The sequence below is a fragment of the Longitalea arenae genome, from assembly GCF_016924755.1.
Taxonomy (GTDB): Bacteria; Bacteroidota; Bacteroidia; order Chitinophagales; family Chitinophagaceae; genus Niastella; species Niastella arenae.
The window spans coordinates 356,486-373,048 of the sequence record NZ_JAFFJX010000002.1 but is presented as its reverse complement, the minus strand read 5'-3'; the positions used below and the strand labels follow the sequence as shown (position 1 = coordinate 373,048).

Sequence of the window (16,563 nt, the reverse complement as noted above, 5' to 3'; positions counted from 1 at the left end):
TCAACCGGGTGAAATATTTTATTGACAATATTGCTTCTATCATCAAGGGGCAGTGGCTGATGCAGCACGAGAATTCGTTAATAGAACAATTGCTGACAGACAGCCGCAAACTGATCTTTCCGCAAACGTCCTTATTCTTCGCCCTCAAAGGGCCGCGGCGCGATGGGCATTCGTTTATTACAGCCCTGTATAAAAAAGGCGTTCGCAATTTCGTGGTGAGCGAAGCGGTGGACATTACACAGTTAGCCGGCGCCAACATCATCCAGGTCACCGATACGCTGCAGGCCCTGCAAACACTGGCAGCCTGGCACCGCAGGCAGTTCAGCTTACCGGTAATAGGCATTACCGGCAGCAACGGAAAAACCATTGTAAAAGAATGGCTGAACCAGTTGCTCGACGAGCAGTACACGATCATCAGAAGTCCGAAAAGTTACAATTCGCAAATAGGTGTTCCGTTGAGTGTTTGGCCGCTCAACGAGCAGCATGAGCTGGCCATTTTCGAAGCGGGGATCTCACAGCCCGGCGAAATGGAACAGCTGCAAAAGATCATTCAGCCCACTATTGGCATTTTTACCAATATCGGCGAAGCGCACAGCGAAGGTTTTGTGACCCTGCGGCAGAAAGTGAATGAAAAGCTGCAATTGTTCAGGCATGTGCAAACCCTGGTATACTGCCAGGACGATCATGAGATCAACAGCGGGGTTGCTGCATTATGGCAACAGCTGCCCAATAACAAACGCTTTGAAATTTTCAGCTGGAGTATGGTATCGGAAGCCACCCTGCAGATCAGGCAGGTGGTAAAGGAAAATGCAAGGACGACCATTACGGCCAGCTTTCAGCAGGAGGAGATCAGTATTGTAATACCATTCACTGATAAAGCTTCCCTGGAGAATGCCATCCATTGCTGGTGCGTGCTGCTGCATTTGCAGGTTCCGCAGGAAAGGATCAAACAGCAGATGGAACTGCTGGGCCCTGTGGCCATGCGGCTGGAGTTGAAAAAAGGCCTTAACAATTGTTCGATCATCAACGACAGTTACAGCGCCGATCTCAGCTCCTTTACCATTGCCCTAGATTTTTTAAGCCAGCAACAACAGCATGGCCGCAAAACGGTCATTCTCTCAGATATCTTACAAAGCGGCCGGTCTGAAAAAGACCTGTATGCCGAAGTAGCGCGCTTATTGCAGCAACGCCAGGTGAACCGCCTGGTGGGCATCGGCGAACGTATTTCGCATCACCAGGCAGTTTTCCAGGCAGCCGGCATTCCGGAATTGACGTTTTATTCGTCGGTAGACGCATTTATAAAAGAGCTCAACAATCATATTCCGTTCAGGGATGAAACCATTTTGTTAAAGGGCGCACGGGTTTTCGAGCTCGAGCAGATCGACCGCCTGCTGCAACAGAAAGTACATCAAACCGTACTGGAAATAGACCTTACCGCAGTCGCTTATAACCTGAAGCAGTTTCAGCAGCTGTTGCAGCCGGCCACCCGCATTATGGCCATGGTAAAAGCATTTTCGTATGGCAGCGGCAGTTATGAGATCGCCAATGCCCTGCAGTTCCACCGGGTCGATTACCTGGCGGTTGCCTATGCCGACGAAGGCGTTGAATTGCGTAAGGCAGGAATCAACCTGCCCATCATGGTGATGAACCCGGAAGAATCCACTTTCGACGTGCTGGTACAGTACAACCTGGAGCCCGATCTTTATTCGCCCGGCATCCTCGCTTTATTTGAAGATTTTGTTAAAAAACAGGGCATTCAACAATTTCCGGTACATATTGAACTGGAAACAGGGATGAACCGCCTGGGATTTTCCCTGGCTGAATTGCCCGCCGTAATAAATTCACTGCGCACTCCCTTCTTTAAAGTGCAAAGCGTGTTTACGCACCTGGCATCGAGCGAAGATCCGCAGCACGATGCCTACACGCATCAGCAAGGCGCTTTGTACCTGCAGATGGTGGAGCAATTAAAGGCGGTGCTGACCTATCCCTTCATCAGGCATGTGGTAAATACAGCGGGTATCATTCGCCATCCCCAATGGCACCTCGATATGGTGCGCCTGGGCATTGGCCTATACGGCGGCGACAGCAGCGGTGAGGGCGGCCTCGACCTGCGGGAGGTTTCTACCCTTAAGTCGACCATTGCGCAGATAAAAGAGCTGAAGGAAGGAGAAACGGTAAGCTATGGCCGCAGGGGTGTGGCAACCAGGGATACTCGTATTGCAACTGTGCGCATCGGTTATGCCGATGGCTACCCCCGCCGCCTGGGAAATGGCACCGGAAAAATGCTGGTAAACGGTCACCTGGCCCCCATCATTGGATCCGTGTGCATGGATATGACGATGATTGATATTACTGATATTTCACATGTTCGGGAGGGCGATGAAGTGATCGTTTTTGGCGGTGACTTACCGGTTAAACAGGTTGCACACTGGGCGCAAACCATTCCGTATGAATTGCTTGCCGGTATTTCACAGAGGGTAAAAAGGGTGTATTTTGAAGAATAATTCAAAGTTCAAAGTCCACGGTATAAAGCCCTTGAAACAGGGTCTTTTTGCCAAAGTTCGGGTCGCCTGGCCCCAATTACATCAAATAAAGACCACTGGTCCGAAATCCGTGTCAGGGACTAATCTGTAAACCCCGAACCGGGAACCTTGAAGCAATAAAACCTTATCTTTGGAAACTAAATTTTAGCATAGTGAAGATCAGAACAGTTGCCCTGGTAATACTAGGAATTATTATCGCCGATCAGGCTTTAAAGATATGGGTGAAAACCAGCATGAGTTACGGAGAGCAGATCTTTTTGCTGGGCAGGTCATTAAGGCTGTATTTTATCGAAAATGAAGGCATGGCCTGGGGCTGGAAGTTTGGCGGCGAATGGGGTAAACTGGCATTGACCATCTTTCGACTGATCGCCGTGATCTTTGGTGTTTATTATATCCGCAGTATTATCCAGAAAAAATACCATCCCGGTTTTATTATTTGCGTGTCAATGATCTTTGCAGGTGCCCTTGGCAACCTGATCGATAGTATGTTCTACGGCATGATCTTCTCGCGCAGCGATGATGGATTACCGCTGGCGACCATGTTCCCGCCCGAAGGCGGTTATGCCGGCTTCCTGCATGGCAAAGTGGTAGACATGATCTATGCGCCCATCATCGAGAATAAGGTCTTACCCGCATGGATACCCTTTTGGGGCGGTGAGCGCTTCACTTTTTTCTCACCCATCTTCAACATAGCCGATGCTTCTATTTCAGCAGGCGTAATTGCGATCCTGGTGTTCCAGAAAAGATTTTTCAGAAAAGAAATAATGGAAGGTTCAGAAACGCCCGTTAACTTAAAAAAGGACGATCTGAAAGATACCGTGAAGGTGTATAGTGATCAATAATGATTTGAATAAAAAGATCTCAATAAAAAATGTCGAAGTGATTCACTTCGACATTTTTGTTTTATAGCTAGCGAAGATGGGGACACTCGCTTTACACGATCGATTTCATTAGATCTTTCCCACCATATCTTTCGGATCTACCCACTCATCGAACTGCGCAGGGGTAACATAACCCAGCTTTACAGCCATTTCCTTCAGGGTAGTGCCTTCCTTATGTGCTTTCTGTGCGATCTCTGCCGCTTTGTAGTAACCGATCTTTGTATTGAGGGAAGTTACCAGCATCAGGGAATTATCAACGTGCTTTTTAATATTGGCTTCAATAGGCTCAATACCTACGGCACATTTATCATTAAAGCTTACACAACCATCACCAATGAGGCGGGCGCTGTGCAGGAAGTTATAGATCATAACCGGCTTGAACACGTTCAGTTCAAAATGCCCGGTGGCGCCGCCGATATTGATCGCAACATCATTACCCATTACCTGGGCAGCGATCATGGTCAATGCCTCACACTGCGTGGGGTTTACTTTACCAGGCATGATGGAAGAACCGGGTTCATTATCGGGAATGAACAGTTCACCGATGCCGCTGCGGGGGCCTGAAGACAACATGCGGATATCATTCGCGATCTTCATCAGGCTTACCGCTACTGTTTTTAATGCGCCATGCGCTTCCACGATCGCATCGTGGGCAGCCAGGGCCTCGAATTTATTTTCAGCAGTTACAAAAGGCAAACCGGTGAGCCTGGCAATGTGTTTGGCTACATTTTCTGCATAATTTGGCGGTGTATTAATGCCGGTTCCCACGGCAGTACCACCCAGCGCCAGTTCGCTCAGGTGCGCCAGCGTGTTTTTGATAGCGCGTAAACCATGATCGAGCTGTGAAACGTATCCACTGAACTCCTGGCCAACGGTAAGCGGTGTAGCATCCATAAAATGCGTACGACCAATCTTTACCACATTCATGTACTTTTTACTTTTTTCAGCCAGGGTGTTGCGTAATTTCTCAATGCCGGGGATGGTAACTTCAACCAGTATTTTATACGCCGCAATATGCATGGCGGTAGGGAAGGTGTCGTTCGAAGACTGTGATTTATTTACATCGTCATTCGGGTGGAGGAATTTTTCTTTGTCGGTGAGTTTACCACCTTTGATCAGGTGCCCGCGGTAAGCAACTACTTCATTTACGTTCATGTTGCTCTGGGTGCCGGAACCGGTTTGCCAGACTACCAGGGGGAAATAAGCGTCCAGTTTACCTTCCAGGATCTCGTCGCATGCCTGGCCTATTACATCGCTTTTTTCTTTGGGCAGAACCCCTGCTTCGAAATTGGTGATCGCGGCTGCTTTTTTCAGGTAAGCAAATGCCCGGATGATCTCTTTCGGCATTCTATTGATATCCTGTGCAATCCTGAAATTATCAATACTGCGCTGAGTTTGTGCGCCATAGAGGGCATCGGCAGGAACCTGCACTTCTCCCATGGTATCTTTTTCTATCCGGAATTCCATAAAGTAAAATTTGCGCAAAAATACACGTTTCCGGTTACCAGTTCCCGGTTACCGGTTCGCTAATTTCAAGCTTTCTTCAATAGATCAGTTTGCGGAATTTTATGCTGCGTTCAGGAATGCGGGCCCTGCAACCTGCGACCTGTAACCTGTAACTCGTTAAAAGAAATCGCACTCCTTACCTGATAACCCTTATTTACCGGATGATAAGTTCACTTTTAAGCACAATGTTTTCGTAAGGCGCTTCCTGGCGGGAGGTTTTTTTCTCAATCAGGCGGAAAAGCAGCTCGGTGGCGCTCACACCCTGGTCATAGGGGAACTGCTCTACCGAGGCCAGCGGCGGATATTCAACGTACTGGGTTACCGGCACATTGGCATAACTTACAAAGCAAATGTCTTTATTGATGGTCAGTTTTTTTTGCCGGGCATAGTGAATGGCGTCGAGGGTAACATAATCATTGAAGGAAAGGATGGCGGTTGGGCGTTTTTTAAGCTGCATTAAAGCATCAAATGCTTTTTTAGTGCCTTCCACCGACAGGTCGGTACTTACGATCAGCGATTCATCAACGGGGAGTTTGTGTTTCTTGTGCGCTTCCATATACCCGTCGAGCCTTTCATTCTTCATGTTCAGGGTAGGCGGCCCCTGCAGGTACGCAATGCGTTTATGTCCTTTTTTTATAAGCCATTCCACGGCTTCCACGGAACTGTCGTACAAATTGCAGCTTACAGAATGAATGTCTTTGGCATCGGGCACGCGGTCGAAGAATACGACTGGAATTTCGTAATTCTTCATTTGTTCAAAATGCTCAATATGCGTGGTGCTGCTGCTGATGGAGGCAATGATGCCATCAACGCGATGGTTCTTCATACTTTCCACCAGCTTTTGTTCACGCGCCAGGTCATCGTGCGATTGACCGATGAGCACAATATAATTGTGATCGAGCGCTACATCCTCAATGCCATTGATGGCGGCGGAAAAGAATTCCTCCCGCAGGTTGGGTATTACCAGTCCGATCGTAAACGTTTTGCGCTGCTTAAAGAAGATGGCAGTTTGGTTGGGTTCGTAATTCAGTTCGGCAGCCAGTTTCTTTACCGCCATTTTGGTGCGAAGGCCAATACTGGGATGATCGTGTAGGGCACGGGATACAGTAGAAGCTGAAATATTCAGGCGGCGGGCGATTTCCTTTATGGTGGGGAGTTTCTTTTCCATACAGTGTGGTACCGAAGATAAACAATGTACCCTTAAGATAAGTAAGCAAACGATTGCGGAATCTAATGTGATAATTTGCTGATTTGCTAATGTGCTAATGGAATCAAAGTTACATGGCAGCTATGATTAGCAAATCAGCACATCAGCACATCAGCACATCAGCACATTGACCTTATTTCCCCTGAAAATTCGGCTTCCTTTTTTCCAAAAATGCGGTAGTTCCCTCGATCATATCCTGGGTGGAAAAGCATTCGCCGAAGAGCTTCACTTCTTCAGTAAATCCATCTTTAGTATGATCAAAAACGGCGTTGGCGGCTTTGATACAGCGCCCAACGGCCAATGGCGCTTTCGTATTTACCAGCTCGAGGATCGACTTTGCTTTGGGAAGTAATTCTTCCTGCGGCACCACATAATTGACCAGTCCGTACTGCAGCGCCGTAGCCGCATCGAGCATATTGCCGGTGATAAGCAATTCTATCGCTCTTCCTTTGCCGATCAGCTGGGTGAGGCGCTGGGTGCCGCCATAGCCGGGAATGAGGCCCAGGTTCACTTCGGGCTGGCCAAAACGGGCATTCTCGGAAGCCAGCCTGAAATGACAGGCCATGGCCAGTTCGCAGCCACCGCCCAGGGCAAATCCGTTTACGGCAGCAATAACAGGTTTGGGCGCATCTTCGATCTTCTTAAAAATATACTGGCCCTTGTGCGCCAGGTCCATTCCTTCATTGTGTTTCAAGCCCTGGAACTCACTGATATCAGCGCCGGCCACAAAGGCTTTCGCGCCGGCGCCCGTGATGATCGCCGACCGCACCGCATGATTGCTATATACTTCATCGATGGCGCTGTTCAATTCATCGAGAACGGTTTTATTCAACGCATTCATCTTATCGGGCCGGTTGATCGTAATGAGCAGAATAGCATTTTCTAAAGATGTAGTGATGGCAGTATACATGTTACAGGTTTTAATTCAGTTTGAATTCGTTATTTACCTATCATTATCGCACACCTGCAGCAGGTGCTTTGATGGTATTGTAAATCTAAAGTAAATAGGTGATTTTAAGGCTGTGATATTGAGGCAGCCGGGCTGGCCGACAAAAGCGTACTCGCGCATAAGGCAGGCTTCAATGTATGCCAAAGAACCGTATTTTTGAACCTAAATGTTGCTTGCATGACTCAGAAAGTAAATCGCCCCCTGCGGGTGCTGGTGGCCAAGGTTGGGCTCGACGGGCACGACCGGGGCGCCAAGGTAATTGCTACGGCCTTACGGGATGCCGGTATGGAGGTTATTTATACCGGGTTGCGGCAAACCCCTGAAATGGTGGTGAATGCGGCTTTACAGGAAGATGTGGATGCCATTGGCATCAGTATTCTCTCCGGCGCCCATATGACCGTTTTTCCTAAAGTGGTAGCCTTGATGAAGGAAAAGGGAATGGACGATGTATTATTGACCGGTGGCGGCATTATTCCCGAAGAAGATATGCAGCAGTTAAATGCTATGGGCGTGGGAAAATTATTTGCGCCGGGAACACCTACTACCGAGATCGCTTCCTATATTGCCGACTGGGTCGTAACACATAGAAGCTTCTAACCATAATAAAGAAAAAGAGGGTCACCTTCTACAGCTGACCCTCATTTTATTTTAAGTATATCCTGGTATACTATTTCTGCAATTGCTCCAGCACCTTTTTAATTCTGTTTACCGTCTCTTCTTTCCCAAGAATGCCGGCGATGTCAAATACGCCGGGACCAAACTTGCCACCTACCAGCATTATACGCAGTGGTAACAGTACATCGCCCGGTTTAATCTGTTTGGCAGCGGCCAGCTCTTTAAATCCCTGTTCAAGGTCTGCTGCCACCCAATTATTTTGCTGCTGCAGGTAACTGATCACCTCTGTAAAAAATGCCTGCTTCGCTTCATTCCATTTGGGTTGAATGGCCGCCAGGTCCCACTGTTGCGGGGTTTGGAAAAAGAATTTTGACTGCTCAACAAAATCGGTTAATAAGGTGCATCTTTCTTTCACCAGGGCGATCACTCTTTCGAGTAACGCATCATCATTGACTTGAATGCCCTGCTCCTGGAAGATTCTTTTTACATCAGGCCGCAAATACGCTGCATCCGATCTCTTGATCCATTCATGGTTGAACCATTTGGCTTTTTCAAAGTCGAACTTGGCGCCGCCTTTATGCACGCGGTCTATAGAAAACTTTTCTATTAATTCATCCAGCGTGAACAGTTCCTGGTCGGTACCGTCGTTCCAGCCCAGCATGGCCAGCATATTGATAAATGCTTCCGGCAAAAATCCCATTTCCCGAAAGCCCTTGGTCAATTCTTCACTGCCGTCTTCTTTTTTGGTGGTCCAGTTCATGGCAAATACCGGGAAGCCCAGGCGGTCTCCATCCCGTTTACTTAATTTACCATTGCCATCGGGTTTTAAGATCAAAGGCAGGTGCGCCCATTGCGGCATCTCTTTTTCCCAACCCAGGTATTTCCATAATAAGATATGTACAGGCGAACTGGGCAGCCATTCTTCTCCCCTGAAGGCATGGGTTATTTTCATCAGGTAATCGTCTACAACCACTGCGAGATGATAAGTAGGCATACCATCGGCTTTCAATAACACTTTATCATCAACCAGGCTGGTATTGAAGCTGACTTCACCGCGGATCATATCGGTAAAGGTCACTGTTTCGTTTTCCGGCATCCTGATGCGAATAACATGAGGAACATTATCTGCCAGTAAGCGCTCGGTCTCTTCAAATGTAAGGGCGCAGGAATTGCGCATTTGCTGCCTTACTTTGTGATCGTATTGGGGTGAAGGATTTTCGGCTGTTTTAAACCGTTCGCGCATCGATTCCAGTTCTTCGGGCCGGTCGAATGCATAATAGGCTTTTCCTTCCTGCACTAAAAATTCAGCATACTGCCTGTACAGCGCTTTACGTTCGCTTTGCCGGTAAGGCGCATAAGGACCACCAGCCTGCGGGCTTTCATCCGGTTGCAGCCTGCACCATTGTAAACATTCATAAATGTATTCTTCGGCCCCCGGCACATAGCGGCTTTGATCGGTATCTTCGATACGCAAAACAAAATCACCGCCCTGCTGGCGGGCAAACAAATAATTGTATAGAACAGTTCTTACCCCTCCCAAATGAAGGCCGCCGGTTGGACTAGGCGCGAATCGTACCCGTACTTTTTTAGACATAGGCCCAAAGATACAAGAAGTTGAAAAGTTGACAAGTTGATCGGTTGACTAATTGAGCATCCGCAACTACGCCATCAGACTTGACACTTGCTCAGCTTACCTGTATATTTACCATATGCTAAAGAAGATGATCTTTCTCTGTCTTTTATTTATGTACAAAATAGTTCCGGCGCAGCTGACCTATCAGACCCTGTACGTAGACTATGACAGCGCCTGGACCTACAAAAATTTAAAGATCATTCCAATCAGGCCAAAAGGCTGGGCTGGGCCGGCCCGGGTGGTTCCAGGGGTAATATCGCTGAGCCAGGGACTGGCCAATGGCAGTGTTGTGGTAAGCGAACGTGGTTCTGCTGCTACAGAGAACGTACACTGGCTTCGCATAAATAATAATGGAACTGAATCGGTTTATATAGGTTCAGGAGAAATTATTCTGGGCGGGCGACAGGATCGCATGGTTTCCAAGGATACCATCCTGCCGCCTTCACGCAAGGATCAGTATATACCGGTGATGTGTGTGGAAGAAGGGCGATGGAGCAATAAAGAAAAGAAATTTCAGTATAGTAATTATGCCGATCCTTCATTGCGCAAAGTACTGGATAAATCGAAGAACCAGGTGCTGGTATGGAAAGAAATAGCATCACAGCTGGATAAAAGCAGTGTTAAGTCACCCACGCTGGCTTATCTGGCACATCGCAGCGAAAAAAAGTATACACCGGAGCAGGATGAATATTTACGTTATTTCACCAATGCCTTTAAAACTGACAGCAGCATCATGGGTTTTGTTTGTATGAGCGGCGATAAAGTGATCGGCTGCGATATATATGCAGGCAGTAATTTATTTTATGGTGAACTGCAACCGCTGTTGCACGGGTATATTGAAGAGGCGATCCGCTTTGGCAGTACACCGGTTATCGAGGATGAAAAAGTAAAAGCATATCTGAACCCCATACTTACAGATGAAACAAGCCAGGAGCTTTACCTTAAAAAAAACGGTAAGATGTACAAGTACAAAGAGAAAGTAGTACACATTACAAGTTACGCACAGTAATTTCAGTTATTTTTGTCGCAGAGGATAGCAGCATGCTGTATTTTGTAAAAACTCCCTGGTGGCTTAAAAGGCTTTATCCGCGTTGTGTTTGGGACATTCCGGTCAAAGAAAAAATTCTGTATCTCACATTTGACGATGGTCCACACCCGGTAGTTACTCCATTTGTGTTAGATCAGCTGCAGCAATATAATGCCAAAGCCACTTTTTTCTGTATTGGTAAAAATGTTGCCGCGCACCCTGATATATATCGCAATATGTTAGACGAAGGGCATCGCGCCGGCAATCATACTTTCAATCATTTAAATGGTTGGAAAGTTACCGATGAGCTGTATATGAGAAATATTTTAGCTGCGGGAAAACATATCGACTCCAATCTCTTTCGCCCACCATACGGAAGGATCACCCGCTTTCAGGTAAAGTTATTGACGGGTATCCGAAATTCTCCGGTGAACAATAACTTCAGTATAATCATGTGGGATGTGCTAAGCGGTGATTTTGATGTTGCACTATCAGGTGATGTATGTGCATTAAATGTGATCAGGAATGCACAACCGGGTTCTGTGATCGTATTTCATGATAGTGAAAAAGCTTTCCCCCGACTGAAAGAAGCACTGCCAAAAACGCTGCAATATTTTAGTGAAAAAGGATACCGTTTTGAGGCTATAAATCTGTAAAAAATATTATAAATAAGGAGGGAGAAAGACCTGAATTTGCGACAGTATGTCCTTAAAAAAAGTTGGGCCTGGGTAGACACCCTGGCCCGTTTTTAATCCGTACCCTATGAAAACTGACTTAAAGGTATAAACTTTTTTGATTAATGCAAAGTAATTTCCTTAACCTGGCCATTTACTGAAAAACTTGCCTTGTTTTCGCAGGCCCCGGAACCATAGTCGAGCACTGCCACTGCGTCATTTCCTTTCTTCACCGCCAGGGTTCCGCGGGAGATCCACCGGCAAATAAATCTTTTGGTGAGCGGGGTGGTAATAGCGGTTGACCATTGAAAATACCTGTCATTCAGCAGCACCGATCCGGCTGCCTGGCCGTTGACGGTAAAAACATCGTCGAGGCTGATGAGGGGTGTAGCAGCTCCTTCGGTTTGGGTGATCGTTTTTTCGCTATTCCATTGAATATAATTGCCGTTGGAGGTGCTAAGCCTGGCGTTGGAAACCGTGGTAGTATAGCTTTTTTTATCCGGGCTGCCTGTATTTACCAGTTTATACGAGCCTTCTATTTTGAGATCGTTTAAATAATATCCTTCGAAAGTGGTTGCGGCTGAATTACCCGGTAAGAACAGGTTGCCGGAATATACTATACTGATCCTGCCTTTGCGGGTTCTTCCGTCGCGGCCAGTACAACCGGAGCCAAAATCGATCGTAACTTGTAAAGGAAAGCGGGTGGCTGGATTCAACTGTTTGGTAACCACCGCGTAGCAGGTGGTTGTATCAAGCCCTTCCACTTTGAAAACACCGGTTCCACCGATGCCCACTTCCGTGCTTACACCCATTACATTATTGAAAACATCATCAAAGACCACTTCCGCTGCAGCATCGGATTGCGAAGCGGCTTCGGCAAATGCAGCCTGGGCGGCAGGTCCGGAGGCCTCGTCGTCCTCTTTTTTACAGGCCGAAAAAAAGACCGCGATGATCATAATTGGAACCAATAACCCGCTACAGGGGTTGGGTATAGTTTTCATAAAACAAATTAAAGCTGAATATGATGAACCAGGATCGGGGTTTATGACGATGGCCTGTGTAAATAGTTTAAAAGATTCATAATTTTTTTGGGAATTTTGCGGCCGATATGGATATTCAATTAATTGATACTCACTGTCATTTATACGGGAAGGATTTTGCGCAGGACATCAGGGCGGTTATTGAGCGGGCTGAGAATGAAGGTGTTCGGCGCTTTTACCTGCCTGCAATTGATAGTGAAGTGATAAACGACATGCTGCAGCTGGAGCTGGATTTTCCCGGTAAATGTTTCGCGATGATGGGGTTACATCCCTGTTCTGTAAAAGAAGATGTTGAGCAGGAGCTGGCCCTGGTAGGTGAATGGCTGGCCAGGCGGCCGTTCAAGGCAGTAGGGGAGATCGGGCTGGATTATTACTGGGATAAGACATTTGTGGAGGCGCAGCAAAAAGCCTTTCACCAGCAGATCGAATGGGCTTTACACTATCAGTTGCCGATCGTGATCCATTCGCGGGAGTCGATGGCCGACAGCATCAGGATCGTTGCAGAGCATCAAAAAGGGCAGTTGCGGGGCATTTTTCATTGTTTTACCGGAACGCTGGAGGAGGCGCAACAGATCATAGACCTGGGATTTTATCTGGGGATCGGGGGCGTGATAACGTATAAAAATACCCATTTACGCGAAGTGTTAAAAGCGGTTAGTATGGACCGGATCGTGCTGGAAACGGATGCGCCATACCTTACGCCGGTCCCTTTCAGGGGAAAAAGAAATGAGAGCAGTTATTTAAAATATATTGTGGAGAAGGTAGCGGAGGTGAAAGAAATAGGGGTAGCAGAAGCAGCTGCGATCACAAGCGCCAATGCGAAAAAAATTTTCGGGGACTAATGGTTTGAAGATGTAAATTTGCTGCCCTTTTAAAAGCGGAGGTATTCGGTTAAACGAGTTAGTCTGCTTTAGGAAGGAAATAAAGAGAGGTGCCCGAGTGGTTGAAGGGGGTCGCCTGGAAAGCGGCTATACGGTAAAACGTATCGAGGGTTCGAATCCCTTCCTCTCTGCAAATACAAAATAGCGCCCCTCGGCATCGCCGAGGGGTTTTTTATTTCGGAGCGTTTGCCGGGCTCGCCCGGGCAAATGCACAGAAATAAAAAAGAAAAGCGCGCAAGCGCCGCGCTATTTTGTATTTGACATTCCCCACCCAGGGATCGCCGGAGCGGAGCGGAGGCAATCCCCAGGTTTGCCGGGCTCGCCCGGGCAAATGCGCAGAAATAAAAAAGAAAGGCGCGTAAACGTCGCATTTATTTTGTTTGGCATCCCCACTGAATAGCTATATAATTCGATAATACAAAGTGAGATCCCGCTCCTGGCGCGATCTTTTATTTTACAGCATTGCCCGGTTTAACTATTTATACTGATATACCCTTGGAAATAAAAGATACCTTTAACCGTTTTACATCAAATAATTAAAATGTCGAAAGCCGTCTTCAATAATAAAAACGCCGTATTCTTCCCGTCTTTGAAAATGGCCATTGACAAATATTTCAGTGAAAATGATCTCAGAAAAACAGGTTCGTGGAGATTGTATTATAAATCGATCATCCTGATCGTTGCAATAAGCGCTTTATACCTGGTAGCAATTTCTTTTACGATGCCCGTAGTACTTACCATTTTTGTAGGTATTATAGCAGGATTTTTAGCGGCCTGTATAGGTTTCAATGTTATGCATGATGCCAATCACGGAAGCTATTCTTCCAGGAAATGGGTTAATAATACCCTTGGGTTGACAATAAATGCCTTAGGCGGCAATAGCTTTATCTGGCGGCATAAACACAACATTATACATCACACGTATACAAATGTAGACGGAATAGACGATGATATCGCCAAAACGCCATTCATAAGAATGTGCAGTTCGCAGCAATGGGTGCCCATGCACCGGCTTCAGCATTTATATACGCCCGTTCTGTATGCGATCAGCTCAATGATCTGGATATTATTCCAGGATTTTGAAAAGTATTTTAAACGGAAAGTGCATAATACGGAACTGCAGAAAATGAAAGCCGGCGATCATCTTGTTTTCTGGATCAGTAAACTTTTGTATCTGTTTTTTTACATCGCATTGCCCATAATACTTACCGGATGGCAACAGTGGCTGGTGTTTTTTGTAAGCCTGCATGCAGGACTTGGTTTTACACTTGCTATTGTGTTTCAATTGGCGCATGTGGTAGAAGAAACCGAATTTGTGTATGCGCCTTTACAGGAAACTACCATTATTGAAAATGAATGGGCTATTCATCAATTAAAGACGACCTCCAACTTTTCACCCAATAATAAATTGATCTCCTGGTTTGCCGGTGGCCTGAACTACCAGGTGGAGCACCATCTTTTCCCCCGCATCAGCCACATTCATTATCCGGCATTGAGTAAGATCGTACAGTCAAAATGTGAGGAATTCAATATTCCCTATAACAGCATCCCTTCCTTCAACCGGGCTGTTCAATCGCATTTCCGGTTTATAAGATCGCTGGGCAGGAAACCGGTGATGGCTTAACCGGCTATAATGAACAGGCAGCGAATAGTTATGCCCGTAACCATTTGATCATATGGGGGTAGGAAAGTACCTTCAAACGCCGCGCATTTTTTTCGTTCACCGTTAAGCCGATCCTTTCCAGCATGGAGAGACCGATATAATTTTTATCGCGACAGCTGTCCGTTATGTAATCCCGGCCGCCCCGGTAACCCTGTTCGTGAAAAACGAAGAATGGATCAATAAGTAAGTGTATACAGGCGGCATATGACCAGGCAATGGCCATTATTTCTTCTGTTTCGCGGTTTGATCTGTTGATAATATTTCTTTCCGACAACCCTGACCGGTCAATAGCCGGTACTACCGCAATATGCCCGGCTTCATGCAAAATATCACCGGGATGTTCCAGGGCATCCAGATCAATGATAATGGTGCCTTTATTGATCAAAAGACCGGGTAGAAAGCTTTTATTGCCAATCTTTCTGAACGTAGTCTCGATACCAATATCGTTCAGGAACGCCACACATTTTTCGAGAAGAACCATTTCATCTGCGTCATCATCCTTCATTTATAAAAATAATTTTTAGAACTGTAAACGGTGAATATACGAATATTTACTCAGGGAGCAGTTCAGGGGTTCCGGAGCGCAAATGCTGTAAAAAAATGCCCCCAAAACTGTACAGCTTCGGGGGCATACTTTATACCGGCGGCACTTAAACATTTTTCTTTCGCATCAGACCACAATGCTTTCTTCATTTTCAACAACCACGCGTAACGGCTTTTTAACTGCTTTTGCTTTTCTCTTTTTTCTGCCCACCAGGTAAATGAGTAAACCGGTAATGGGTAAGCTGAAAGCTACCATGGCGGCAATCAATGCTATGATCTGGGTAGGTAAACCGTATAGTTTTCCGGTATGAATAGGATAAACCATTCGCCGGATCTTATTGCCAGTGGAAGAGCTTTTGAATAATTTTTCCTTCAGCAGGCGGCCGGTGCCTTTTTCAAAGTACAACACATCGGTAACATTGTTCTCGGCCACTTCGTGATTCATTTTGTTTACAGTTACCGCCAGGCTGTCTACAGCAGGTAATAGTATGCTGATACGTCCCTTATAAGGAAGCCGTTGATTGGTTTGCCGGTATAACGATTCATAAAATCCGGCCCGGATGGGTTGCTTGACAATATTGGCGGGCGCTTCTATCTTTTTCATGGGTTTGCCATCGGCCAACAGATAAATGGCGTTATTAAACCAGTCATACGCCCAGGTAAGGCCGGTTAAAGCGATGGCCAACAAAACCAGGTGCACATAAAAACCACCGACTGCGTGCAGGTCCCAGTTCAACCGTTTCCATTTCGAGCGCCAGGCAATGCGGGAGCGTTGCTTTAGCATATGCCAGCGTTTGGGCCACCATAATACAATACCCGTAATGATCATGACCACAAAAATGAGGCAGGAAGCCCCGGTGATAGCTAAGCCTACTTCGTTCATGCACAGGTGGCGGTGCAGGTTCAGCACAACGCCAAAAAAGCGTTTATTAAATTCCCGGGCTTCTATCAACTGACCGGTATATGGGTTTACTGCTATGTGCCAGGTATACTTTTTATCCTTTTTGGCCATGAAGATCACGGAGCGCCCGGGCGCCTGGGTTTCGATATAAATGCGGGTTACTTTGATCTCGGGATGGTAGGCGCGCGCAGTATGATACAGGCTATCTACAGGCAGGCGTTCTGCTTTCGGCGGCACTGACACAAAATAGAAATCATGGTTGGCCCATTCATCCAGCTCATCTTCAAACACGAGCAGCATACCCGTTCCTGCAACTACCAGCACCACCAGCCCCGACGCGAGTCCGAGCCATAAATGCAGTTTGCCAAAAATCTGTTTCAATGTCATCGCTAGCTATTGTAAATAAATAAAAAAAGAGTCCCGCCAGAGCGGCGGGACTTCAAACTAATCAGCGCCTTAACACCTGGCTGTATTACTTACCAGTATATACAACCGGGTAA

At 46.7% G+C, this 16,563-nt stretch carries 14 protein-coding genes and 1 tRNA gene; 8 read left to right on the top strand and 7 right to left on the bottom strand.

Annotated elements, in window-relative coordinates; genetic code table 11:
* Window positions 1-8 precede the first annotated feature (8 nt).
* Window positions 9-2,504 (top strand): bifunctional UDP-N-acetylmuramoyl-tripeptide:D-alanyl-D-alanine ligase/alanine racemase, encoded by a 2,496-nt coding sequence (locus tag JT717_RS06485; RefSeq protein WP_205509385.1) that lies wholly within the window; start codon window positions 9-11, stop codon window positions 2,502-2,504.
* A gap of 191 nt (window positions 2,505-2,695) precedes the next feature.
* On the top strand, window positions 2,696-3,385 hold the full coding sequence (locus JT717_RS06480) for a lipoprotein signal peptidase (RefSeq protein WP_205509384.1): 690 nt from the start codon (window positions 2,696-2,698) through the stop codon (window positions 3,383-3,385).
* A 108-nt stretch (window positions 3,386-3,493) separates the two neighbouring features.
* Here JT717_RS06480 and fumC read toward each other — a convergent pair whose 3' ends face one another.
* The 3 genes from fumC to JT717_RS06465 all read right to left on the bottom strand — a co-directional run bounded on the left by fumC (window position 3,494) and on the right by JT717_RS06465 (window position 7,047).
* Entirely contained in the window at window positions 3,494-4,891 is a 1,398-nt protein-coding gene (gene fumC / locus JT717_RS06475; RefSeq protein ID WP_205509383.1) for a class II fumarate hydratase, read from the bottom strand.
* Between the two features lie 193 nt (window positions 4,892-5,084).
* Entirely contained in the window at window positions 5,085-6,098 is a 1,014-nt protein-coding gene (locus JT717_RS06470) for a LacI family DNA-binding transcriptional regulator (protein WP_205509382.1), read from the bottom strand.
* 172 nt (window positions 6,099-6,270) lie between these two features.
* Window positions 6,271-7,047 (bottom strand): enoyl-CoA hydratase/isomerase family protein, encoded by a 777-nt coding sequence (locus tag JT717_RS06465; protein ID WP_205509381.1) that lies wholly within the window; start codon window positions 7,045-7,047, stop codon window positions 6,271-6,273.
* A gap of 216 nt (window positions 7,048-7,263) precedes the next feature.
* Here JT717_RS06465 and JT717_RS06460 point away from each other — a divergent pair, with 216 nt between their 5' ends.
* Window positions 7,264-7,683 carry a cobalamin B12-binding domain-containing protein gene (locus JT717_RS06460; RefSeq protein ID WP_205509380.1) on the top strand — a complete coding sequence of 140 codons (420 nt, stop codon included), beginning with the start codon at window positions 7,264-7,266 and terminating at the stop codon, window positions 7,681-7,683.
* A 70-nt stretch (window positions 7,684-7,753) separates the two neighbouring features.
* Here JT717_RS06460 and gltX read toward each other — a convergent pair whose 3' ends face one another.
* Window positions 7,754-9,295 (bottom strand): glutamate--tRNA ligase, encoded by a 1,542-nt coding sequence (gltX, locus tag JT717_RS06455; protein WP_205509379.1) that lies wholly within the window; start codon window positions 9,293-9,295, stop codon window positions 7,754-7,756.
* Window positions 9,296-9,410: 115 nt separating this feature from the next.
* Here gltX and JT717_RS06450 point away from each other — a divergent pair, with 115 nt between their 5' ends.
* Window positions 9,411-10,343: an ARPP-1 family domain-containing protein gene (locus JT717_RS06450; protein WP_205509378.1), complete on the top strand. Its 933-nt coding sequence runs from the start codon at window positions 9,411-9,413 to the stop codon at window positions 10,341-10,343.
* A gap of 32 nt (window positions 10,344-10,375) precedes the next feature.
* Window positions 10,376-11,017, top strand: coding sequence for a polysaccharide deacetylase family protein (locus tag JT717_RS06445; RefSeq protein ID WP_205509377.1), 642 nt, complete (start codon window positions 10,376-10,378; stop codon window positions 11,015-11,017).
* 140 nt (window positions 11,018-11,157) lie between these two features.
* Here the strand turns inward: JT717_RS06445 and JT717_RS06440 are convergent, their stop codons facing one another.
* Complete coding sequence (locus tag JT717_RS06440) at window positions 11,158-12,036, bottom strand: hypothetical protein (RefSeq protein WP_205509376.1); 879 nt, start codon at window positions 12,034-12,036, stop codon at window positions 11,158-11,160.
* A 107-nt stretch (window positions 12,037-12,143) separates the two neighbouring features.
* Between JT717_RS06440 and JT717_RS06435 the strand changes: the two genes are divergently transcribed.
* The 3 genes from JT717_RS06435 (at window position 12,144) to JT717_RS06425 (ending at window position 14,580) form a co-directional block, all read left to right on the top strand.
* On the top strand, window positions 12,144-12,917 hold the full coding sequence (locus JT717_RS06435) for a TatD family hydrolase (protein ID WP_205509375.1): 774 nt from the start codon (window positions 12,144-12,146) through the stop codon (window positions 12,915-12,917).
* An 83-nt stretch (window positions 12,918-13,000) separates the two neighbouring features.
* Window positions 13,001-13,087, top strand: a tRNA-Ser gene (locus JT717_RS06430).
* A gap of 410 nt (window positions 13,088-13,497) precedes the next feature.
* Window positions 13,498-14,580 (top strand): fatty acid desaturase family protein, encoded by a 1,083-nt coding sequence (locus JT717_RS06425; protein WP_205509374.1) that lies wholly within the window; start codon window positions 13,498-13,500, stop codon window positions 14,578-14,580.
* Between the two features lie 28 nt (window positions 14,581-14,608).
* Here JT717_RS06425 and JT717_RS06420 read toward each other — a convergent pair whose 3' ends face one another.
* Both JT717_RS06420 and JT717_RS06415 read right to left on the bottom strand, forming a co-directional pair.
* Window positions 14,609-15,124: a hypothetical protein gene (locus tag JT717_RS06420; protein ID WP_205509373.1), complete on the bottom strand. Its 516-nt coding sequence runs from the start codon at window positions 15,122-15,124 to the stop codon at window positions 14,609-14,611.
* A gap of 165 nt (window positions 15,125-15,289) precedes the next feature.
* Window positions 15,290-16,450: a PepSY-associated TM helix domain-containing protein gene (locus tag JT717_RS06415; protein ID WP_240347865.1), complete on the bottom strand. Its 1,161-nt coding sequence runs from the start codon at window positions 16,448-16,450 to the stop codon at window positions 15,290-15,292.
* Window positions 16,451-16,563 lie beyond the last annotated feature (113 nt).